Here is a 20,134-nt window from a genome sequence, read left to right as displayed (position 1 = left end):
CCGGCGAGAACACCGGTGTACGTACGGTAAGGTTGACCTGCGTGATCCCGCGGTTCACCGCGGGAGGCACAACCGGGACGTGGCGCAGCTTGGTAGCGCACTTGACTGGGGGTCAAGGGGTCGCAGGTTCAAATCCTGTCGTCCCGACGGTGTGAAGGGTCTTCGCAGGCGAGAGCCTGTGAGGGCCCTTCTTCTGTGTGGGGCGCGGCTTCGAGGTCACGAGGCGCCGGAAGATCACAGCCGGACGATGACGAGGGCGATGTCGTCGTGGGCCCCGCCTGCCACGCCGAGCTGGGCCAGGAGGGTGTCGGCCAGGCGTTCCGGGCCGAGGGTGCGGTGCAGGCGCAGGACGTCGACCAGCCGTGCGATCCCTTTCTCGATGTCGTCGCCGCGTCGTTCGATCAGCCCGTCGGTGTACAGCACGAGTCTGGCTCCGGGGCTGTAGGCCTGACCGGCCTGCGGGCGGGGCACGTGCTGGGGCCGGGCTCCCAGCGGCGGGTCGGTGGCCTTGTCCAGCAGGTCGCAGGTGCCGTCCGGGTGCATCAGGACGGGCGGCGGGTGTCCCGCGTTGCTGTAGATGATCAACTCGCTGCGGGGGTCGACGAGTGCCTTCACGGCGGTGGTGTTCAGCGCGCCGTCGACGGACCGTGCGTACAGGCCCAGCACCTCCAGTGCCCGGGCGGGCGACTCCAGTGCCCGGATCGCGGCGCTGAGGGCACTGCGCAGCATGCCCATCACGGCGGCTGCCTCCAGGCCGTGGCCGACCACGTCGCCGACCGCCACCGCGAACCGGCCGTCGGACAGGTTGACCATGTCGTACCAGTCGCCGCACACGTTCAGTGACCCGGTCGCGGGCAGATAGCGCACCGCGACGTCCGAATGCCGGGCCAGGTCGGGCACCTGGAGCATGGCTTCCTGCAGGGTGAGGGCCACCTGGCGTTCGCGGGTGTGCGCCATGCGCAGTTCCTCGTTCAGCCGCTGCAGCTCACGGGCCCGTGCGTACAGCTCCGCCTCCAGCGCGTCGCGCTTGGTCAGCTGCTGTACGGGCGGCTGGTTGCCGGCCACGCGGGCCTCGACGAAGGCGGTGACGTCCTCCACCCGGTGGATGATCCACCGCACGCCTCCGTCCGGGGCGAGGATCGGCGTGTTGATCGGGGACCACCAGCGCTCCTCGAAGGCTCCGGGCTCTCGCATGACCGGGATGTCGTACTTCTGCAGCGCCATGGTGTCCGGCTTCCGCAGGGCGAGCACTCGCTGCAGGGACGCGTTGAGGTTGCGGACGCCGTCCGCCTCGGGGTCTGCGGGGTTGTCGGGGAACGCCTCGAAGACGTGCTTGCCGAGCAGTTCCTCACGCATACGGCCGGTCGCGTCCAGGTACGCCTGATTGACCTCCGCGATGACCAGGTCCGGGCCCAGCACCAGGTAGGGGCTCGGCGTGGCGGCGAACAACGCCGCGTAATCCATCTCCGGCAACGCAACCACCTCCCGCCGCCCCTCTCTCACGCTACGGTCCAGCGGGTCCGGGCGCTCGGGTGGGGACGACCGGCCACGGGTGGCACCGGCAGGGCATGTGCATGTCGGATCACGGTCGTAGAGCCGATGGGTCGGTCAGGGGGGTGGCGCTCGCCTCGCCACTGCAGGATTCCGGACCGGAAATTCGGTTACCCGCCCGGCGGTGCCGAGGGCCGCTGGTCCGGAGCACGATCCGCAGACCCGGCCCTCGTCCTCGCGGCGGCTTCGAGCTGGGGCGAGCTCCCGCACGTCCCAGGCCGCTAGGACGACCCCGCGCGGGATGTCGTACCAGGGGAGATGCGACTTCTCGCGCCCGGCGGCCGTCGCCCGTGCCGACCACGGGCGACGGCTGTCCCAGTCGGAGCGGGCATCGGCCGGCCGCCGTCGCTCCGGTCGGCCGCCGCCCGTGGTGCTCAGGAACCGCCGCGTTCGAGGGGGATCTTCTGGCCCGCCTCGATGGCCACCGGCAGCCGGTTCTCGGCCGGGGGCAGCGGGCAGGTGGCCAGGTCCGTGTAGGCGCAGGGCAGGTTGGCGGCACGGTTGAAGTCCAGGACGACCGTGCCGTCGGCAGAGGGTGGGCCGACGGTCAGGGACCGGTTGGCGGCATAGGTGGTGACTCCGGAGGTCGCGTCGGTGAACAGCACCATCAGCCGGCCCTCACCGTGTCCCGGGAACGCGGTCAGGGACAGCTGACGGCCGTCCAGTTCGAACTCGACCCTGCCCGGAGCGTCGTAGACATGTTCGAGGCCCTCGACCGCGGCGCCCACGGTGGTCGGCCGCGGCTCGTCGAAGGGGACGTACCGGCCGGTGACGGCCCAGCGCGGGTCGGGCGCGTAGGCGGGTGTTCCGGTGAAGGCGGTGCGCAGCGGTGCGTCCGGATGCCGGGGGCGCACGATGTCGTTGCCGCCGCGCCTGGCGACCTCGATCACGGCGTCTCCCCAGACCGCGTTGACGCCGCCGCGCTCGGGCAGCACGCCGAAGCGGTGTTCACCGCGCACCTGCGTTCCGTCGACGACCAGCTCCTCGTCGTCGTCGAGGACCACGACGACCCCGTCGGGGCCGGTGTGCCAGGCGCCGGGTGCGTCGGGGAAGCGCTGCGGCCGGTCGTCGAGCCAGTGCTGGCCGGTGATCGCCAGGAACCCGTGCGGGTCGGCGAGCCGGGTCTCGTGGGCTCGGTACCAGTCCAGCCAGTTCTCGGTGAAGGCCTGGAGGTCCGTTGAGGTGGCCTCGGTGGTCATATGTTCTCCTTCGTCCCGCGAGGTTGCGCCTCGCGGGGGTGCAGGGGCTGGGGGTTCGGGCGGGTCGGGGGGCTTGTTCAGTCGGCCAGTGCGCCGAGGAGGGTCCAGGTGCGCCGGCGGTCCGCCTCTCCGGCGATCTCGGTGCCCGAGAACACCACCTCGGTGGCGCCGGCGTCGCGATAACGCCGTACCTCGGCCTCGACCGTCTTCTCGTCGCCGATCACGGCCAGGTCGGCGGCACGTCGGCCGCCGGAGAGTTCGATGACCCGTGCGTAGGACGGGATCTGCTCGTAGAACGCGAGGTTCTCGGTGGCCTTCGCCCGCACCGCGTCCACGTCGTCCGTGACCACGCCGGGAACCAGGGCCACGATCCGGGGCGCGGGACGGCCGGCGGCCTCGGCCGCCGCGGTCAGGGCGGGAACGATGTGCTTTGCCAGGGCGCGCGGTCCCGCCAGATAGGGCAGGATCCCGTCCGCCAGCTCACCGCTGACCCGCAGCGCCTGCGGCCCCATCGCGGCGACCAGCAGGGGCACGCCGCTCTCGGCGCCCGGGACGCGCGCCGGGATCGGGGTGGTGGCGGTGAGCAGTTCGCCGTGGAAGTCGGCCGTGCCGGTCTCGGTCAACTGCCGTAGCGCGGTGAGGAATTCACGCAGCCGGGCGATGGGGCGTTCGAAGGGCAGGCCGAAGCCGGACTCCGTCAGCAGTTTCGTGCCCAGGGCCAGACCGAGGTGGTAGCGGCCGTGCGTCGCGGCCTGGGCGGTCTGGGCCTGGCTGGAGACCAGCAGCGGGTGGCGGCCGAAGACGGGGATCGCGGAGGTGCCCACCTGCAGTCCCGGCACCTCGCGTCCGACGATCGCAGCGAGTTGCGGTGAGTCCGCGCCGAAGGTCTGACCGAACCAGGCCGACCGCAGCCCGGCGGCCGCGGCCTCCTGGGCCAGCCGCACGGTGGTGTCGACCTGGTTCTGAGCGTCGGATGCGTCGAGTGCTACTCCCACAGTCATGTCAGTCAGAACGGATGCCCGGCGAACCCGCATTCCGCTCCGTGTGTGACAGCTTCATGTCAGTCATGCGGCGATGTGTCCGCCATGCAAGACCTGTCCGAGAAGTCATTGACCAACCTGGTGGAGCTCTGCTCAACTCCCGTTCCATGAACCCGCGCGTGGACCTGACCCGGCGGCGCCACATCGATCTGGCGCACGTCTCCAGCGCGTTTTGTTGTCGCTGACCCGGTAAGTGGTCCCCGGCATCAGCCGGTGATGCCGTCCTGGGGGATCCTCGTATCCGCGTCCTGAGCGACGGCTTCTCCACCCTCACCTCACGCCCCGTCGGCTTGATCTGCCCGGGCGCGCTCCTGCTGTAGTCGCCGGCTGTCCCCGCGCCGTCACCGCACCGGCTGCCAAGTGCCCGTTCGGCCGCCTCCAGTCGCTCGTCCACTCCCGCTCTTCACCCCTCAGCACCCAGCGGTGCGCCCGTTTCCTCCGAGAGGGACCTCCTCATGCCTGTGTCCATCCGTAAGCTCACCGGCCGCATCGCTGCGGTCACCGAAGACGTGCCGGCGGTAGCGCCATGACCGAGGTCCGCATCCCGGCCGCGGCTCTCGCCAAGCCGGTCCCGGACGCCGAGCCGACCAGCGCGCGGCAACGCGAGGTGTTCCTGCCGCGCGACGCCCGCCGCCGGACACCGCTCACCGCACTCCGCGAGCGGCTGCGCTGGCCACTGGGCATCTACACGACCCCGGTCGTGATCCTCATCGCCTGGGAGGCCCTCGCCCGCGCCGGAGTGCTCGCGAAGACATACGCCCCGGCGCCGACCTCGATCGTGAAGTCCGCCGCCGACCTGTGGCAACAGGGCGTTCTCGGGCCGGACTTGGCCATCTCGCTGCAGCGGGCCGGCATCGGTCTCGCGATCGGTCTGACGGTCGGCGTCGTCACCGGCGTGCTCGGCGGGCTGCTGCGCAGCGGTGAGTTCCTGTTCAACGGCGTCGTGCAGGTCCTCAACACGATCCCCCTCCTCGCGGTGCTTCCGCTGATGATCGTGTGGTTCGGCATCGACGAGCTCACGAAGGTGCTGCTGATCTCCTTCGGGGCCGGTGTCCCGATGTATCTCAACCTGTTCGCCGCGATCCGCGGCGTCGACCAGAGGCTGATCGAGATGGCGCGCACGGCGGGCGCGGGCCGCCTGCGCCTGGTGACGCGCGTGCTGGTGCCGGGTGCGCTGCCGGGGTTCCTGGTCGGTCTGCGGTTCTCCCTCGCGTACAGCGTCCTGGGCCTCGTCGCCGCCGAAACCGTCAACGCGGACAAGGGACTCGGCTTCCTCATCACCCAGGGGCAGACGTATCTCCAGACCAACCAGGTCTTCGTGGGGCTGGTGATCTACTCGCTCCTCGGTCTGCTCGCCGATCAGTTCGTCCGGGCTCTAGAGCGGGTGCTGCTGCGGTGGCGACCCGGTTATGAGGCGTCATGAGCAGCACAGCCGCGACCGAGCCCCGTCGGCAGACCGGGGTCGTCGTCGAGCAGGTGGTCCGTCGCTTCGGTGACCGGGTGGTGCTCGACCACCTCGATCTCGCCGTCGGCGACGAGGAGTTGGTGATCCTCCTCGGCCCCTCGGGCTGCGGCAAGAGCACCCTGCTGCGCCTGCTCGCCGGACTCGACCGGCCCGACGGAGGCCGCGTGGAGGTTCCGGCACGGCGGGCGATCGTCTTCCAGGCCGACCGGCTGCTGCCGTGGCAACGCGTCCTGCGCAACGTCACGCTCGGCCTGCACGGACCCGGCGCGGAACAACGCGCCCGCGACGTGCTCGCCGAGGTCGGACTCGCGGGCCGGGAGAAGGCATGGCCCAAGGAGCTCTCCGGCGGCGAGGCCCAGCGGGTGTCCCTTGCGCGGGCCCTGGTCTCGGAGCCCGAACTCGTGCTGCTCGACGAGCCGTTCGCGGCCCTCGACGCCATCACCCGGCTGCGCATGCACGACCTCGTACGGGCCCTGCGCACCAGACATCACGCCGCCATGCTGCTCGTCACCCACGACGTCGACGAGGCGATCGCCCTGGCGGACCGCATCGTCGTCATGAGCAACGGCCGTATCGGCACCTCGCACGAGGTCCGGCTCTCCGCCGCGGACCGCGAAGCGAGCGTCGCCCGCGAGGAACTCCGCGCCCGGCTCCTGGAAGACCTCGGCCTCGCAGGCCGGTTCTGACCTCCCCCACACCCTCACCCAGCACAGAAAGCACACGACATACCATGCGTCCCATACATTCCATACGTCCTATGCGTACGAGAACCAGCAGAGTCATCGGCGCCGTCGGAGCGCTCGCCCTGGCGGGCACTCTCACCGCCTGCGGATCGTCGTCCGACACCACCGCGCCGCTGAAGAACGCCGGCGACGCGAGCGACGCCAAGCACCCCGAGTGGAGCAAGTACACCTTCACCGTCGGCGATAACGGCGGTGACGGCAGCGAGGCCCTGGCGAAGCTGACCGGTGTCTTCGACAACGCCCCGTACAAGGTGAGGTTCGCCCGGTTCACCTACGGTCCGCCGCTCGTGCAGGCGGCCGCGTCGGGCGACATCGACCTGGGCAGCGTCGGCGACGTACCGCCGATCACCGGGGCCGCGAAGGAGTACGGCTTCAAGGTCGTCGCCGTCAACCGGTCGCTCACGCCCACCCAGTCCAGCGAGAACATCATCGTGCCCAAGGGCTCGAAGCTGAAGACGCTCAAGGATCTGAAGGGCAAGAAGCTCGCCGTCCCGCAGGGCAGTTCGGCCCACGGCCTGGCCCTGAACGCGCTGAAGAGCGTCGGCCTCACCCCCAAGGACGTGAAGCTGGTCTTCCTCGACCCGGCGGCCGGCGCCACCGCCTTCAACACCGGCAAGGTGGACGCCTGGTCCATCTGGAACCCCCAGTCGGCGATCGCGGTCAAGAACGGCGCGCGGATCCTGGCCAAGGGCCTCCCGCCCATCGACCAGACGAGCAGCTACTACGTCGCCAGTGAGAAGTCGCTGAACGACAAGACCAAGCGGGCCGCCCTCACGGACGTACTCAAGCGGCTGGCCCAGGAGTTCGCCTGGGCCATCAAGCACGAGGACAAGTACGCGGAGGCCATCTCCAAGGAGGAGGGCATCCCCCTGGCCGACGCCAAGACGTCCCTGAAGGCCTTCGAGACCCGGGTGACCCCGGTGGAGAAGTCGGACATCGCGGCGGAGCAGAAGCTCGCCGACGCCTTCCTGGAGGCGGGCCAGATCACCAAGAAGGTCGACGTCTCGTCGATCACCGACAATCTTCTCCCGGCGGGCTACGACAGCTCGAAGCTGAAGGTCGAGTCGTGAGCGAGAGACGCAGGCTCCACCTCAACGCCTTCCTCATGGAGGCGGGTCACCACGAGGCGGCGTGGCGGCTGCCGGAGAGCAACCCGCGGGCCGACTTCGACCTCCAGCACTGGATCAGGCTCGCCCAGTTGGCCGAGAGCGCCAAGTTCGACTCGCTCTTTCTCGCCGACGGCCCCGCCCTCATCGGCACCGGCGAGTTCCGGCCGCCGGGCCAGCTCGAACCACTGACCCTGCTGACCGCGCTCTCCCAGGCGACCAGCAGGATCGGCCTCATCGCCACCGTGTCGTCGACGTACAACGAGCCGTACAACCTCGCCCGCCGGCTCGCCTCCGTCGACCACGTCAGCGGTGGCCGCGCCGGCTGGAACATCGTCACCTCGGCAGGGGCCGACGAAGCCGCCAACTTCGGCCTCGACGACCGCCCCGACCACGCCGAACGCTATGCCCGCGCCGACGAGTTCCTGAAGGTCGCCAAGGCACTGTGGGACAGCTGGGAGTCCGAGGCCGTCGTCGCGGACCGAAGCACGGGACGCTACGCCGACCCCGACCGACTCCACCGGCTCGGCCACCAGGGCAGGTACTTCAAGGTGGCCGGCCCGCTCAACGTCGAACGGCCGCCGCAGGGTTACCCGTTGCTCGTCCAGGCCGGCTCCTCCGAGGACGGCAAGGACTTCGCGGCCCGCCACGCCGAGGCCATCTTCACCGCCCACACGACCTACGAGCGAGCGGCCGCCTTCTACGCCGACATCAAGGCCCGGACCAGGGCCGCGGGACGCGACCCGGACGGTGTGATCGTGCTGCCGGGCATTGTCCCGTACATCGGGTCGACCGAGGCGGAAGCCCGGGCGCTGGCCCGGCAGTTCGACGAGCTGCGGGTCCCGGAGTACGGGCTGCGCCAGCTGGCCGCCGTGTTCGAGACCGAGCCGTCGGTCTTCCGACTCGACGATCCGCTGCCGGACTTCATCCTCGCCAGGCCGACGCTGGAAGGCTCGCAGAGTCGATCCGACCTGATCATCGACCTCGCGGTGCGTGAGCAGCTGACGGTCCGGCAGATCATCTCCCGGCTCGGCGGCGGACGCGGCCACTTCGAGTTCGTCGGCACGCCCGAGCAGATCGCGGACACGATCATCTCCTGGTTCGAGGGCGGCGCGGCGGACGGGTTCAACATCATGGCCCCCGCCCTGCCGTCGGGCCTCGCGGCCTTCGCCGAACACGTGCTGCCGATCCTGCGCGGCAAGGGCCTGTTCCGGGAGGAGTACGAGGGCACGACCCTGCGCGAGCACTACGGGCTGCCGGTCCCGGCGAACCAGTTCCATACCTGACGGCCTGTTCCACGGGTGACCCGTTCACTGCTCCGGCCGGTCAGCCTGCGGCCGCCGGGTTTTCCGGGCGGCCGCAGTGTGAAGGGTCTTCGCAGGCTGCCGCCCGCGAAGACCCTTCCTGGAGGTGGTTCGACCGGCCGTATCCGGCTGCGGTGACCTTGCACCGGCCCGTCGCAGTCGGGCGCAGCCCGATCCGGGGCGGCCGCCGCCTCCGGATCGGTCCCGGCGTGCCCTTCCGCGACGCAGGCCGTCGCCCTGCCGCGCACCACGCCCTGGCACCCTCCTCGGCCGTGGTCACTCCGGCCGCCAAACTCCGTGCCGTTCAGGTCGTCGAGACGATCGGGGCGTGGCCGGAGGACAAGGGCGGGGCGGTCGCGGCGACCGGTGCCGGCTGCTGCGGAGCCGCCTGGGCTGTGCCGGGTCCCGTCAGCAGGGCGGCGGCGGCCAGTTTGCCGCGCCGGGAGAGGGGTGATCGGTCAGTTCGCTCGTGGGCGTGTCGCGGACTCATGTGGGGGCCTCCTGTGTGGGGGGTGAGCCGTCGTGTGGGGTGACGGCGGGGCAAGAGGGCATGGAGGAACGCCCCGACAACGGGTGCCTCAGCCAAGGGCACATGGTCGTCAGGGCTGTGGGACGACGTGTGGCGAGAGTGTCAGTCGGGGTGTGGCACAACGTCAGAGGTGTCGAACGATGTCCGGCTGGCCGAACGCATGGCTCCGGATGACGCCAACGGGCGCCATCGAACCCCGAGTTGGAGGATGACGCCCGTCGGTGACGCTGCTACCAGGTGGGCATGGAGGCCGCCGGGTAGCAGCCGCACCGGTCCCGAGTGACACATGGGGCGAAGGCCTCATCAGCCCAAAAAACGCTTGGACGCCGTGGGTGCCGTCGCGGGACACTCCCATCCCGCCGCACAACACACGGGATCGGAATGGGATTACCTCAAGCAAGCAAGGTGCCCCCGCGCAGGGGCTCCGTGCTCCTCGCACTTCGTTACTACGGACGGGAGTTGGCCCGGCTGCGGCAGTGGGCCCTGCCCGGCATGCTGCTCCCGGCACTCGGCAACATCGGCATCAACTACATCGCGCCGCTGGTCGTCGCGAAGCTCGTCGGCCGTATCGCCGGGGACACCGGTATCGGGATCGGTTCGACACTGCCGTACGTCCTCGCCTTCGCCGGTGTCCTGCTGCTGGCGGAGACGCTGTGGCGGATCGGTCTGCACTGTCTGAACCGCCTCGACGCCCTCGGTATCGAGCACCTGTACGTGCTCGGCATGGACGAACTGTTCGCCAAGGACGCCGCCTTCTTCCACGACAACTTCGCCGGGGCGCTCACCAAGCGGGTGCTGAGCTTCGCCTCCCGCTTCGAGGAGTTCGCCGACACACTGACGTTCAACATCATGGGCAGCCTCGTACCGCTGGTGTTCGGATCGGTGGTGCTGTGGCGCTACGAACCGCTGCTCGTCGTCGGGCTGTTGGTGATGATCACGGTGACCGCACTGTGTGTGGCGCCGCTCATCCGGCGCCGCCAGCGCCTCGTCGACCAGCGGGAGGAGGCCATCGCCCGGGTGTCGGGGCATGTCGCCGACAGTCTGATGAACATGGACACGGTCCGGGCGTTCGCCGCGGAGCGCCGTGAGGCCGCCGAGCACCGTACCCGCGTCGCCCACTCGCGGCGGCTCACGCTGAGGTCGTGGGACTACGGCAACCTGCGCATCGACACGCTGGTCGCGCCGATGTCCGTACTGACCAATGTGCTGGGCCTGCTGCTCGCGGTCGCGCTCGGCGGAGGCGAGCACGGGGTGGAGGCGGTCGTCGTCGCCTTCACGTACTACAGCAACGCCACGAAGATCATGTTCGAGTTCAACCAGATCTACCGGCGCCTGGAGAGCTCGATGACGGAGGCGGCACAGTTCACCGAGCTGCTGCTGGTTCCGCCGACCGTGCTCGACCCGGCAACGCCTGAGCCGCTGCTGCCGGCGCCCGCCGACGTGCGCTTCGAGCGGGTGACCTTCGCCCACGGTGGTGGGGACCCGCTCTTCCAGGGCCTGGACCTGGCCGTGTCGAACGGCACGAAGATCGGTCTCGTCGGCCGGTCCGGTGGGGGCAAGACCACACTGACCCGGCTGCTGCTGCGGATGACGGACATCGACGCCGGTCGGATCCTGATCGGAGGACAGGACATCAGCAGGATGCGCCAGGCCGACCTGCGGGGCCTGATCGCTTATGTGCCGCAGGACCCGGCGATGTTCCACCGCACGCTGAAGGAGAACATCGCCTTCGCCCGGCCGGACGCCACCGACGCCGAGATCCGCCGGGCGGCCGAGGCGGCACATGTCACCGAGTTCGCCGACGCGCTGCCGGACGGCTTCGACACCATGGTGGGCGAGCGCGGCGTCAAGCTGTCCGGCGGACAGCGCCAGCGGGTCGCCCTGGCCCGGGCGATCCTGCGGGACGCGCCGATCCTGCTGCTCGACGAGGCGACCAGCGCCCTGGACTCCGAGAGCGAGGTCCTTGTGCAGGAGGCGCTGTGGCGGCTCATGGAGGGGCGGACGGCGCTCGTGGTGGCGCACCGGCTGAGCACGGTCGCCGGCATGGACCGGCTCGTGGTCCTCGACCGCGGACGGATCGTCGAGCAGGGCACGCACCAGGAACTGCTCGCGGCGCAAGGTGCCTACGCCAAGCTCTGGCAGCACCAGTCGGGCGGGTTCCTCGACGACAGTGCCGTCGACGACATCGCCGTCGCTGGCAGTGCCGTGGAAGACACTGCCCTGGAAGGTGGTCCCGCTCGCGCCGATCTGCACTGACCGGCGGATCACACCCGTCTCGGGGCCTGCCCGCCCTGCTCATCCCTCTCGTTCTGCCGGTGGGGAAGGGTGGGGCGGAGGTCTCCGGTGGCCATCCTGGTCACCATGTCGGCGAGCTGCCCGCAGGCCCGGGCGATCTCCTGCTGGGTCTGGTTCCGCTCGCTGACGACCGCACCCAGCAGCAGCGCGGTCAGTGTGGCGGAGCCGTTGAACGCCTGCAGGGTGATCATGTTGGTGAGCAGGTCGTGACCGTGGAACGGCCCCGATTCCCTGGCGGCGGCGATGATCGCGAAGGTCGACACGGCCAGCGCGCAGGGCGCGACCCCCGCCAACTGGAAGCGGAAGGCCGCCCAGATCAACAGCGGGATGCCGAGGAACAGCAGCGACGCACGGCTGATCTCCAGGAAACCGACGCCGACCGTGGCGACCACCAGCAGCAGCCCCTCCGCCCAGCGGGACGGCGGCGCGTCCTTCGGCCTCTGTACCGAGCGCAGGACGAGCAGTACCGGCGTCACCAACATGACGCCCATCGCGTCACCGGTCCACCAGACCGACCACGTCGGCCAGAAGTCACCCGTGCCCAGCACTCCCGCGAGGACCAGGGTCGTGGTGCCGGTCGTCGAGCTGACCAGCATGCCGGTGAACGCCCCGAGAAAGATCAGGGCCAGTGCGTCCCGCAACCGGTCCAGAGCGTTGCGGAAGCCCACGCGGCGCAGCAGCACGTAGGAGCAGACGGGCGCGAGGGTGTTGCCCGCCACGATGGCGAGCACGGCCGGGAGAGACGGCCCCAGCGACACGTTGACCAGGAACGCGCCGAGGGCGATCCCGGGCCAGACCCGCGGGCCGCGCAGGAGCAGGCTCGCCACCGCGATACCGCTGGGCGGCCACAGCGGGGTGACCTGGCCGCGCACCAGCTGCTGGAGCAGACCTACCTTGGCCGAACCGAAATACAGCACGGCGATGACACAGATCTCCAGAGCGGCCGAGCCGCTGCGTCGGAGCCGTTCATGCCGCACGACAGCCATCGGACGACCTCCGTGTCGACATCGGCCCGCACCTCATCATCCGCCCGATCTCGCGGATCCTCCACGGTGCGGGTCACGCGGCTGCGCGGCCGTGTCAGGCGTCCGGGGCGCGCAGGGCGAGGATGGCCATGTCGTCGTGACCGTCGCTGGGATGGTGATCGGCCAGTGCCTGCACGAACTCCGGCAGGGGCAGGGCGACCTGGGCGGAGGCGAGCTCGGCGAGCTTGTTCAGGCTCTCGTCGATGGGATGCTCGGGATGTTCGACCAGCCCGTCGGTGAAGAAGACCACGGTGGCGGCCGGCGGTAGGAGGCGGGAGTGGTCGGGCCGGGGCTGTGCGGTGTCGACGCCGAGCGGCAGCCCGGGTTCGACGAGCAGGAACTCCACGCGGCCCTCCGGGGTGATCAGCAGGGGCGGGACATGGCCCGCGGTGCTCCAGCGCAGCCGCCGGCCCGGGCCCTCCGGTTCGATACGGGCCAGGGTCGTGGTCGTGACCGGGTTGTTCGTGAGGGCCTCCAGCGTCCGGTCGAGCTGGGCGAGGATCGCACCGGGCGAATTGCGCTGGTCGAACAGCAGCGCACGCAGCATGTTGCGGGTGGAGGCCATGGCGGCCGCGGCCTGCAGATCGTGGCCGACCACGTCGCCGATGACGACGGCCACCACGTTGTCGGGCAGGGGGATGGCGTCGTACCAGTCCCCGCCGAGCTGGCTGGGCTCGGCGGCGGGCCGGTAGATGGCGGCGGCGGTGAACGGCCGCAGGTCGGGCAGGGTGGGCAACAGCAGCCGCTGGAACTGCTCGGCTCCGACCCGGATCCGTTCGAAGAGGCGTACGTTCTCGATCGCGATGCCGGCGGCGCCGGCCAGGGCGACGACGACGTTCTCGTCGTGCACGTCGAAGGGCTGCCCGTCGTGCCGCTCGGACAGGTAGAGGTCGCCGTAGATCTCGCCGCGCACGCTGACGGCGACGCCGAGCAGGGTGTGCAGGCGCGGGTGGGCGGGCGGGAACCCGGCGGAGGACGGATGGGCCGGGATGTCGTCGACCCGCAGGGGCTCGGGGTAGCGGATCAGGTGGCCGAGGACGCCCAGGCCCCGGGGCAGACCGGTCTCGGCCAGAGCGTTGCGTTCCTGCTCGGACAGACCGGCCGAGATGAACTGCTCCAGGCCCTCCCCGGACTCGTTCAGAACGCCCAGTGCCCCGTAGCGGGCGCCGACCAGGTCCATGGCGGTGGTCACGATGCGGTGCAGCACCGCGGGGAGTTCCACCTCGCGGCTGATGGCCATCACCGCGTCCAGCAGGCCCTGCAGCCGGTCCATGGTGGACAGCAAAGCGCGCAACTGCTCGTCGATCCGGCCCACCTCGGAACGCAGGCGCAACTGCAGGTCGCGAAGGTCCGGCGGCTTCGGCTGTCTCCCTTCCCTGTCTCCCGTCATGGCAGCCTCCTGAGCCTGTCCCCACACCAGCGTCGCACGGCCGACCAGGGCGAACGGCAATTACTCCACCGGCGGCACGGTCCGCGAACCGGCCCGCTGACCGGCCGCTCGGGGCGTGTCGGTACCCCGCAACGCCTAGCTGGGACTTGTCCGGCCGATCATGTCCAGAGCCGGATCCGCCGGTTGCGGCGGTGGCCTTGTTGCGATCGTCAGAGACCGCCCCCACCCAACAGGCTGACATGTACAGTTCCGATCTGGAGTGTGGTGGGTAGGCAGGGCACGCCCACCGGATTCCGGAGGCGCGGAGGTCAAAGGGGGAGGTCGTGTCATGTTCGCGGTGATCTACCGGTGGCGTTTGCACGAAGGCAAGGAGCAGCAGTTCGCAGCTGGTTGGCACCGCGTGACACAAGCGATGCACAAGCACTGCGGCAGCTACGGATCACGTCTGCATCAGGCCGATGACGGCACCTGGGTGGCGTACGCACGGTGGCCGGATGCCGCCACTCGCGAGGGGTGCCCGGACGTGGACTCCGAAGGGGAAGCCATGATGAGTGAGGCGATCGCTGAGCACCTCCCCACAATTCGATGTCATGTGGTGGACGACCTTCTCGCAGAACCCCGTGACTAGGTTCGGCCGATCATGTACGGAGCCACATGACCAGGGCCGCCGCAGTGGCAGTGCCGAGGAAGACGTAGCCGCGCTTGTCATAGTGGGCAGCCACGGCCCGGGACTGCTTGAGCCTGTTGATCGCCCGCTCCACCGTGTTCCGCTTCTTGTACCGCTCTTCGTCGAAGCCGGGTGGCTGTCCGCCGCGTGAGCCTCTGCGCACGCGGGCGGCCTGACTGTCGGCCTTCTCCGGGGTGATGTGCCGGATGCCCCGGCGCCGCAGGTAGGTGCGGCACGGACTGTTGCTGTATCCCTTGTCGGCCGCGGGACTGTCGGGTTTCGTGCGTTGCCGGCTCGGCCCGGCCCGATGCGCGGAACGCGGGATCTTTTCGAGCACGGCCTTGAACTGGGTGCAGTCCGCTCGTTGTCCGCCGGTGACGACCAGGGACAGCGGGCGGCAGCGGCCATCCGCGCTCAGGTGGAGTGTGCAGGTGAACCCGCCGCGCGAGCGGCCCAGGCCCTCACCTCCTGCACCACCTCCATCAGCCGGGCGAGCAGACTCCGCCACGATGTTTCGCACCGATGTTCCACTACTTCGGCCCCCTTTGGAGCGGGCGCCGGCGGTGGTTCGGCGCGGGCACCGGCCGCGTGCTGATGGGCGCGCACGACGGTGGAGTCCACCGCGATGTCCCAGTCGATCTCTCCCGCGGCATCGGCCGCGGCCTGGACGTGCTGCAGCAGACGTTCCCAGGGGCTGTCGATGCCGCAGTGCGTCGCGATCGCGCTGGTGGTCACGGCGAGCGCGGGCGCGGTACGTACGGGCCACCGGTGAGGCGCCCGCGGGGAGAGGTGCCAGGTCGACGGCGGCTGGGGGCGTATCGCCGAAGGCGCCGACCGGACGACGTCGAACTCCTGCCGGCCTTTGACCACGTGGACGCCGTCGGCGGCGATGCCGCCGGGCCGGGTCTGCCGATTGCCGGCCTTGGACTTGCAGCACCGATCCTGGGAATCCTGGTCAGCTCCGAGCATCCCCGCTCGGAGCAGGGCAGCCCCGGGGCCGCACCGTGGACCGGCTGAGCGAAGAACCATCGCTGCTCGGCTTCTGCCGCCGAATTGTCAGCCGGTGCCACCAGGGCTGCGGATCATCCGGTTCCACAGGTGCGTCCGGCAGTGCCGAAAAGACGCCGGCCTGTGCCTGCCAGCCGCGGAACACGCCACGGAACATCGGGTGGGGCTCGTGCGGTAGAGGGCCCCTCAATGAAGCCACTGCGCTCTCCTTCACTCAGTCCGTTACCGTTAACGTGACCGTTAACGAGATTCTTGCCCAGGGGAGCGGACTCCGTCAACGCCCGCCTCCGGACCGGCGATGGCACGGCAGGCGGGTGAACCTGATTGACTTGGACACAGGGCGGCACAGGAACAGAAGTGAGTGGGCAGCGTGGCCGGACAGCGGGAAACGGAAGACCAGCGGGCACGGGGTGCGAGAACCGTCAAGCGCGTCACGCTCCGGGACGTCGCCCAGGCGGCAGGCGTGTCCCATCAGACCGTCTCCCGGGCGATCAACGGCAAGGGGGAGATCGACCCGGCAACTCAGCAACGCGTGCTCGACGTCGCGAAGCAGCTGCGGTACCGGCCCAGCCGGTTCGGCCGGGGGCTGGTCCGCCCTGACGTCGTATCCGTCGGGCTCATCGTCCCCGACGTGGTCAACCCCTTCTTCCCGGAGTTCGTGGCGGGAGTGATCGCGGCCGCCGACGAACGCGACTGGCAGGTGCTCGTGGCCAGCAGCGAGAACGATCGGGCCCGGGAGCTGGCCCTGGTCCGCTCACTCGGCCGGCAGGTCGACGCTCTCGTCGGCTACATCAGCCATCCGGACGCGCAGCTCGAACCGTACGTGGGCACCACGCCGCTGGTACTGGTCGATCGCGAGCTGGACTCGTCGAACCACGCTTTGGTCCACATCGACACCGCGGCCGGAATCCGGGCCGGGATGCAGCACCTCATCGACCAGGGGCACCGCCGGATCGGCCTGATCGACTGCGAGTGCCTGAGCGCCCCGCTGGTCCGGCGCAACACCTTCCTCGAACTCGTCGGCGAACATGCGCTGCCCGTCGACGAGGGCTGGATCGTCATGGGAGAGCAGTCCCCGGCCGGGGGTGCCGCCGCGTTCGAGACGCTGTACGCCGCGCGCCCGGACCTCACCGCTGTGGTCGCGTTCAACGACCTGGTCGCGATCGGCGCACTCCGGGCCGCCCGTCGACTCGGGGTCCAAGTACCGGACGACTGCGCACTGCTCGGCTACGACGGGCTGAGCGTCGTGGATCTGATCGACCCGCCGCTGACCACCCTCCACCTCGACAAGCGACGGCTGGGGGAACTGGCCATCCACCAGGTCGACCAACTCCTCGCAGGCGAAGTGCCACCCCCCATCGTCCTGACACCGAGCCTGAAGGTTCGCGGCACGACGTGACCCACCTCTGACCACGATCCGTCAGCGGGGTTCGGTCCGCGAGCGCGCTCGTCGTCACGGCGAGCGCGATCGCGGTACGCAGGGGGAGGGCCGGGGCCACGGCCGACATGGCGGGCGTGTTGCGGGGTCGTGAAACGGGCCGGGGGAGTGTTGACCCGCGGGCGGAGAGCCGCCCAAGGTCTTGGCAACCTACCGCCGTCACCTCGCGAAGGGCCCTCCCATGACCTCCTCCGCCCCCGCCGCGACCCTCACCGTCGAGAAGGTCGGCGGCCGGATCGGCGCCGTCGTCTCCGGTGTCCGCCTCGGCGGTGATCTCCCCGAGGCCGTCGTGGCGACGATCCGGGCCGCGATCCTGGAGCACAAGGTCGTCTTCTTCCGCGACCAGCACCACCTCGACGCCGACAGCCACGAGGCGTTCGGCTGGCTCCTCGGCGAGCCCGTCGCCCACCCCACCGTCCCTTCCGTCGACGGCAAGTACGCCTTCGGCGTCGACAACGACCACGGCGGCCGCGCCAACCAGTGGCACTCCGACGTGACGTTCGTGCCCGCCTACCCTGCCTTCTCGATCCTGCGCGCCGAGGTCGTCCCGCCGTACGGCGGCAACACCCTGTGGGGCAACACGGCCGCCGCCTACGCCGAACTCCCGGACCCCCTCAAGCTGTTGGCGGACAACCTGCGTGCCGAGCACACCAACGACTACGACTACGCGGAGGCGCGCCCCGAGGCCCGCGCCGTCGAACTGGAGCAGCACCGCAAGGTGTTCACCTCCACGAAGTTCCGCACCGACCACCCGGTGGTGCGCGTGCACCCGGAGACCGGTGAGCGCGCCCTGCTCCTGGGCAGCTTCGTCCAGCGCCTGGTCGGCCTGCGCGGCCCCGACTCCCGGGCGATCATCGGCGTCCTCCAGTCGCACGTCGAGCGCCCGGAGAACACCGTCCGCTGGCAGTGGCGCTCCGGCGACGTCGCCGTCTGGGACAACCGGGCCACCCAGCACTACGGCGTCGACGACTCCGGCGACCACGCGCGCACCCTGCGCCGCGTCACCATCGACGGCGACGTGCCGGTCGGCGTGGACGGCCGCCGCTCGATACTCCTGGAGCCGACGTCGGTGCCGGAGCCGACGTACGGCATCGCCTCCGGCGCGTCCACCGACGGCAAGGTCGCCGAAGGGGCAGGCATCGTGCCCGCATGACGTCCAAAGGCGGCGAGCGCCACATGCGGTTCGGTGCGCTGGTAGACGGTGTCCCGGGAGAGGTCGCCGCGGCGGGCCGCCGTGGTCTTGTTGCCGGCCGCGTCGAGGCAGTGGTGCCAGGTCACCAGCGGGTCCCGTGCCGTGCCGCCCGATGTCGGACAGTTCGTGGAAGCAACAGCCTTCGGGCAGCGGCAGCCCGGGCAGGGCCGCCTCCGCCGCGCGGCCGGCCTCGCAGAACGGGCGGGCGGCGTCGGAGGGTTGCGTGACCTCGGAGCCGACGCTCACCACCGCCTCCGGGGCGAGGGCGAACGCGGTGCGGCTCAGCCACTCGACCGTGGGCCGCCACGGCGGGGCGGCGCGCAGGGCGAGAAGGATGCCGAGCGACCGGCGGCCGGGGCACCGACGAGTGCGGGCACCCCCGCGGACCGCAGTTGCTCGGACAGCCGGCCCTCCCGGCGTCGCCCGCCGCGCCCATCTCACCCGGTACGGCGAGCAAGCGGCAGTCCTCGGCGGCCCCGGCCGGGAGCACGAAGGAGCAGACCCGCGGGGTGGAAAGATCACTACTCTGTCCGTGTGCTGTCATACGACGAACTGACTCCACCGGAACGTGAGTTGTGGGACGCGTTCCCCGAAGGGCGCCGCGTGGATCTGCGGTCCGGTGTGGCCGAGGACGACCGTGTGGCCGGCGGTGGGCAGTGGGGGCCCGGGCGGACCGTCCGGGCCGAAGTGATCGTCGCTCTGCTGCTCGGTGCGCACTCCGTGCAGCCCGGCGCGGTGGGCGCTCTGGCGCTCGCGGGCGCGCGGATAACCGGCCGGATCAACCTGGCCGGAGCGCGGATCGAGCACCCCCTCTGGATCGAGGACTGCTGGTTCGAGCAGGACGTCAGCCTCTTCGGGGCCGAGACCCGGACCGTCGCGATCACCGGCAGCCGGGTGCCCGGCCTCGAAGCGGGGTCGGCGCGTGTCGAGGGACGTCTCGACCTGCTGGGGTCGACGGTGGAGACCGGCCCCGTCTCCGGCCTCCACCGCGAGATCAGCGCCCTGTCCCTCACCCACGCCCATGTGACCGGCGGAGTGAACCTCAACAAGGCCCGACTGCTCGCACCCGAGGGGTGGGCCCTGTCGGCCGGTGGCCTGGTCACGGACGGAGGTGTCTTCTGCGGGGGCGGCTTCGTCGCGCACGGTGAAGTGCGGCTGCTGGGCGCGCAGTTGCCGGGCGGGCTGTTCATGCGGGGCGCGCGGCTGGAGCGCCCCGGCCCCCGCGGGGTGGCCCTCGCCCTGGACAACGCCGTGGCCTCGACGCTCGAATTCTCCCGGGGGTTCACCGCGAACGGCACCGTGCGGCTGCGCGGTACCCGGGTCTCGGACATCGTGACCTTCGAGGGAGCCGTCCTGAACGGGCCGGCCGACGGCGTTGGCCCGGCCCTGCTGTGCATGCTCATGCAGGCCGTCGACTTCGACCTCACCCTCGCCCGCCCGCCGTCCCAGGCGGTGGACCTGCGGGGCGCGCAGGTGTCGTATCTCCATGACAACGAGCACAGCTGGCCTCCGACGGTGGAGCTGGACGGCTTCGTCTACGGCTCCATCAAGGTGGCCGTGGCGGGCGAGCGGAGGGAGGCGGTGGGGCGGCCGGACTCCGTGGCGCACCGCATGCGGTGGATACGGCGCAGCCCCGGCTACAGCCCTCAGCCGTACGAGCAGTTGGCGAGCTGGTACCGCACGGCCGGCCACGACGACGACGCCCGCCGGGTGCTGCTCGCCAAGCAGCGGCAACGGCGCCGCACGCTGCGGCCGGCGGCCCGCGCCTGGGGGCAGTTGCTGGACGTGACCGTCGGCTACGGCTACCGCCCCTGGCTGGCGGGCGTCTGGCTGCTCGTGCTGACCCTGCTGGGCACCGTGACGTTCGGCACTCACAGCCCCACACGTGTGCAGGCTGGGGAGGGGCCCCGGTTCCAGCCCCTCGTCTACACACTCGACCTGTTGATCCCGATCGGCGGTCTGGGCCAGCGCACCAACTGGTACTGGACGAGCGGCACCCTCCAGTGGCTGTCCTATCTGCTGATCGCCTTCGGCTGGGTGCTGACGACGGCCGTCATCGCGGGCGTGAGCCGCGCCCTGCAGAAGAACTAGGGTCTGTTGTGAAAGTGGATCTTGATCGTGGATGATCACGTCCTGTGGGACGTGGTGATCTGACGAACGGCCAATGGGCCCGGCTTGCACC

Annotated in this window: 17 protein-coding genes and 1 tRNA gene; 10 read left to right on the top strand and 8 right to left on the bottom strand. The window is 70.5% G+C overall.

Annotated features, from left to right (window positions below):
* Positions 1 to 73: 73 nt before the first annotated feature.
* A tRNA-Pro gene (locus ACWDAG_RS00090) sits at positions 74 to 147 on the top strand.
* An 87-nt stretch (positions 148 to 234) separates the two neighbouring features.
* On the opposite strand, the gene ACWDAG_RS00085 is transcribed toward ACWDAG_RS00090, so the two are convergent.
* The 3 genes from ACWDAG_RS00085 to ACWDAG_RS00075 all read right to left on the bottom strand — a co-directional run bounded on the left by ACWDAG_RS00085 (position 235) and on the right by ACWDAG_RS00075 (position 3,751).
* Positions 235 to 1,464 (bottom strand): PP2C family protein-serine/threonine phosphatase, encoded by a 1,230-nt coding sequence (locus ACWDAG_RS00085; RefSeq protein WP_450693920.1) that lies wholly within the window; start codon positions 1,462 to 1,464, stop codon positions 235 to 237.
* A 461-nt stretch (positions 1,465 to 1,925) separates the two neighbouring features.
* On the bottom strand, positions 1,926 to 2,750 hold the full coding sequence (locus tag ACWDAG_RS00080) for a DUF1684 domain-containing protein (protein ID WP_450693292.1): 825 nt from the start codon (positions 2,748 to 2,750) through the stop codon (positions 1,926 to 1,928).
* Positions 2,751 to 2,827: 77 nt separating this feature from the next.
* Positions 2,828 to 3,751 carry an LLM class F420-dependent oxidoreductase gene (locus ACWDAG_RS00075; protein ID WP_450693291.1) on the bottom strand — a complete coding sequence of 308 codons (924 nt, stop codon included), beginning with the start codon at positions 3,749 to 3,751 and terminating at the stop codon, positions 2,828 to 2,830.
* Between the two features lie 565 nt (positions 3,752 to 4,316).
* Between ACWDAG_RS00075 and ACWDAG_RS00070 the strand changes: the two genes are divergently transcribed.
* The 4 genes from ACWDAG_RS00070 to ACWDAG_RS00055 all read left to right on the top strand — a co-directional run bounded on the left by ACWDAG_RS00070 (position 4,317) and on the right by ACWDAG_RS00055 (position 8,390).
* Positions 4,317 to 5,213 (top strand): ABC transporter permease, encoded by an 897-nt coding sequence (locus tag ACWDAG_RS00070; protein WP_450693290.1) that lies wholly within the window; start codon positions 4,317 to 4,319, stop codon positions 5,211 to 5,213.
* A complete protein-coding gene (locus ACWDAG_RS00065) occupies positions 5,210 to 5,941 on the top strand; it encodes an ABC transporter ATP-binding protein (protein WP_450693289.1) in 732 nt (243 codons plus the stop codon). The genes ACWDAG_RS00070 and ACWDAG_RS00065 overlap by 4 nt, the downstream gene beginning before the upstream one ends.
* A gap of 71 nt (positions 5,942 to 6,012) precedes the next feature.
* Positions 6,013 to 7,068, top strand: coding sequence for an aliphatic sulfonate ABC transporter substrate-binding protein (locus tag ACWDAG_RS00060; RefSeq protein WP_450693288.1), 1,056 nt, complete (start codon positions 6,013 to 6,015; stop codon positions 7,066 to 7,068).
* Positions 7,065 to 8,390 (top strand): LLM class flavin-dependent oxidoreductase, encoded by a 1,326-nt coding sequence (locus ACWDAG_RS00055; protein ID WP_450693287.1) that lies wholly within the window; start codon positions 7,065 to 7,067, stop codon positions 8,388 to 8,390. Before ACWDAG_RS00060 ends, ACWDAG_RS00055 begins: the two co-directional genes overlap by 4 nt.
* Positions 8,391 to 8,712: 322 nt before the next feature.
* On the opposite strand, the gene ACWDAG_RS00050 is transcribed toward ACWDAG_RS00055, so the two are convergent.
* On the bottom strand, positions 8,713 to 8,898 hold the full coding sequence (locus tag ACWDAG_RS00050; RefSeq protein WP_450693286.1) for a hypothetical protein: 186 nt from the start codon (positions 8,896 to 8,898) through the stop codon (positions 8,713 to 8,715).
* Positions 8,899 to 9,318: 420 nt separating this feature from the next.
* Between ACWDAG_RS00050 and ACWDAG_RS00045 the strand changes: the two genes are divergently transcribed.
* A complete protein-coding gene (locus ACWDAG_RS00045; RefSeq protein ID WP_450693285.1) occupies positions 9,319 to 11,193 on the top strand; it encodes an ABC transporter ATP-binding protein in 1,875 nt (624 codons plus the stop codon).
* Between the two features lie 8 nt (positions 11,194 to 11,201).
* Here ACWDAG_RS00045 and ACWDAG_RS00040 read toward each other — a convergent pair whose 3' ends face one another.
* Both ACWDAG_RS00040 and ACWDAG_RS00035 read right to left on the bottom strand, forming a co-directional pair.
* Positions 11,202 to 12,218, bottom strand: a complete 1,017-nt coding sequence (locus ACWDAG_RS00040; RefSeq protein WP_450693284.1) for an MASE1 domain-containing protein — start codon at positions 12,216 to 12,218, stop codon at positions 11,202 to 11,204.
* A 94-nt stretch (positions 12,219 to 12,312) separates the two neighbouring features.
* Positions 12,313 to 13,647: a PP2C family protein-serine/threonine phosphatase gene (locus ACWDAG_RS00035; protein WP_450693283.1), complete on the bottom strand. Its 1,335-nt coding sequence runs from the start codon at positions 13,645 to 13,647 to the stop codon at positions 12,313 to 12,315.
* A 328-nt stretch (positions 13,648 to 13,975) separates the two neighbouring features.
* Between ACWDAG_RS00035 and ACWDAG_RS00030 the strand changes: the two genes are divergently transcribed.
* On the top strand, positions 13,976 to 14,275 hold the full coding sequence (locus ACWDAG_RS00030) for an antibiotic biosynthesis monooxygenase (protein ID WP_450693282.1): 300 nt from the start codon (positions 13,976 to 13,978) through the stop codon (positions 14,273 to 14,275).
* A 10-nt stretch (positions 14,276 to 14,285) separates the two neighbouring features.
* Here the strand turns inward: ACWDAG_RS00030 and ACWDAG_RS00025 are convergent, their stop codons facing one another.
* Positions 14,286 to 14,822, bottom strand: a complete 537-nt coding sequence (locus tag ACWDAG_RS00025; RefSeq protein WP_450693919.1) for an IS5 family transposase — start codon at positions 14,820 to 14,822, stop codon at positions 14,286 to 14,288.
* The gene (locus ACWDAG_RS00020; RefSeq protein ID WP_450693951.1) at positions 14,729 to 15,283 is read right to left on the bottom strand and encodes a hypothetical protein; all 555 of its coding nucleotides are present in this window, start codon (positions 15,281 to 15,283) and stop codon (positions 14,729 to 14,731) included. Before ACWDAG_RS00020 ends, ACWDAG_RS00025 begins: the two co-directional genes overlap by 94 nt.
* A gap of 400 nt (positions 15,284 to 15,683) precedes the next feature.
* On the opposite strand from ACWDAG_RS00020, the gene ACWDAG_RS00015 reads away from it, so the two are divergent.
* From ACWDAG_RS00015 to ACWDAG_RS00005, 3 genes are all read left to right on the top strand, one after another.
* Positions 15,684 to 16,721 carry a LacI family DNA-binding transcriptional regulator gene (locus ACWDAG_RS00015; RefSeq protein WP_450693281.1) on the top strand — a complete coding sequence of 346 codons (1,038 nt, stop codon included), beginning with the start codon at positions 15,684 to 15,686 and terminating at the stop codon, positions 16,719 to 16,721.
* A 220-nt stretch (positions 16,722 to 16,941) separates the two neighbouring features.
* A complete protein-coding gene (locus ACWDAG_RS00010; RefSeq protein WP_450693280.1) occupies positions 16,942 to 17,913 on the top strand; it encodes a TauD/TfdA dioxygenase family protein in 972 nt (323 codons plus the stop codon).
* Positions 17,914 to 18,486: 573 nt separating this feature from the next.
* Positions 18,487 to 20,043 carry an oxidoreductase gene (locus ACWDAG_RS00005; protein WP_450693279.1) on the top strand — a complete coding sequence of 519 codons (1,557 nt, stop codon included), beginning with the start codon at positions 18,487 to 18,489 and terminating at the stop codon, positions 20,041 to 20,043.
* The last annotated feature ends 91 nt before the right edge of the window (positions 20,044 to 20,134 follow it).

This window comes from Streptomyces sp. NPDC001157 (assembly GCF_053598255.1).
The sequence above is the reverse complement of the archived record's forward strand: the minus strand, read 5'-3'. Positions and strand labels throughout refer to the sequence as shown.

Excerpts from the sequence above, each read along its gene's own strand:
- ACWDAG_RS00085 (WP_450693920.1), bottom strand. The coding sequence starts at position 1,464 with ATGGATTACGCGGCGTTGTTCGCCGCCACGCCGAGCCCCTACCTGGTG.
- ACWDAG_RS00080 (WP_450693292.1), bottom strand. The coding sequence starts at position 2,750 with ATGACCACCGAGGCCACCTCAACGGACCTCCAGGCCTTCACCGAGAAC.
- ACWDAG_RS00075 (WP_450693291.1), bottom strand. The coding sequence starts at position 3,751 with ATGACTGTGGGAGTAGCACTCGACGCATCCGACGCTCAGAACCAGGTC.
- ACWDAG_RS00070 (WP_450693290.1), top strand. The coding sequence starts at position 4,317 with ATGACCGAGGTCCGCATCCCGGCCGCGGCTCTCGCCAAGCCGGTCCCG.
- ACWDAG_RS00065 (WP_450693289.1), top strand. The coding sequence starts at position 5,210 with ATGAGCAGCACAGCCGCGACCGAGCCCCGTCGGCAGACCGGGGTCGTC.
- ACWDAG_RS00060 (WP_450693288.1), top strand. The coding sequence starts at position 6,013 with ATGCGTACGAGAACCAGCAGAGTCATCGGCGCCGTCGGAGCGCTCGCC.
- ACWDAG_RS00050 (WP_450693286.1), bottom strand. The coding sequence starts at position 8,898 with ATGAGTCCGCGACACGCCCACGAGCGAACTGACCGATCACCCCTCTCC.
- ACWDAG_RS00045 (WP_450693285.1), top strand. The coding sequence starts at position 9,319 with ATGGGATTACCTCAAGCAAGCAAGGTGCCCCCGCGCAGGGGCTCCGTG.
- ACWDAG_RS00040 (WP_450693284.1), bottom strand. The coding sequence starts at position 12,218 with ATGGCTGTCGTGCGGCATGAACGGCTCCGACGCAGCGGCTCGGCCGCT.
- ACWDAG_RS00035 (WP_450693283.1), bottom strand. The coding sequence starts at position 13,647 with ATGACGGGAGACAGGGAAGGGAGACAGCCGAAGCCGCCGGACCTTCGC.
- ACWDAG_RS00030 (WP_450693282.1), top strand. The coding sequence starts at position 13,976 with ATGTTCGCGGTGATCTACCGGTGGCGTTTGCACGAAGGCAAGGAGCAG.
- ACWDAG_RS00020 (WP_450693951.1), bottom strand. The coding sequence starts at position 15,283 with ATGCTCGGAGCTGACCAGGATTCCCAGGATCGGTGCTGCAAGTCCAAG.
- ACWDAG_RS00010 (WP_450693280.1), top strand. The coding sequence starts at position 16,942 with ATGACCTCCTCCGCCCCCGCCGCGACCCTCACCGTCGAGAAGGTCGGC.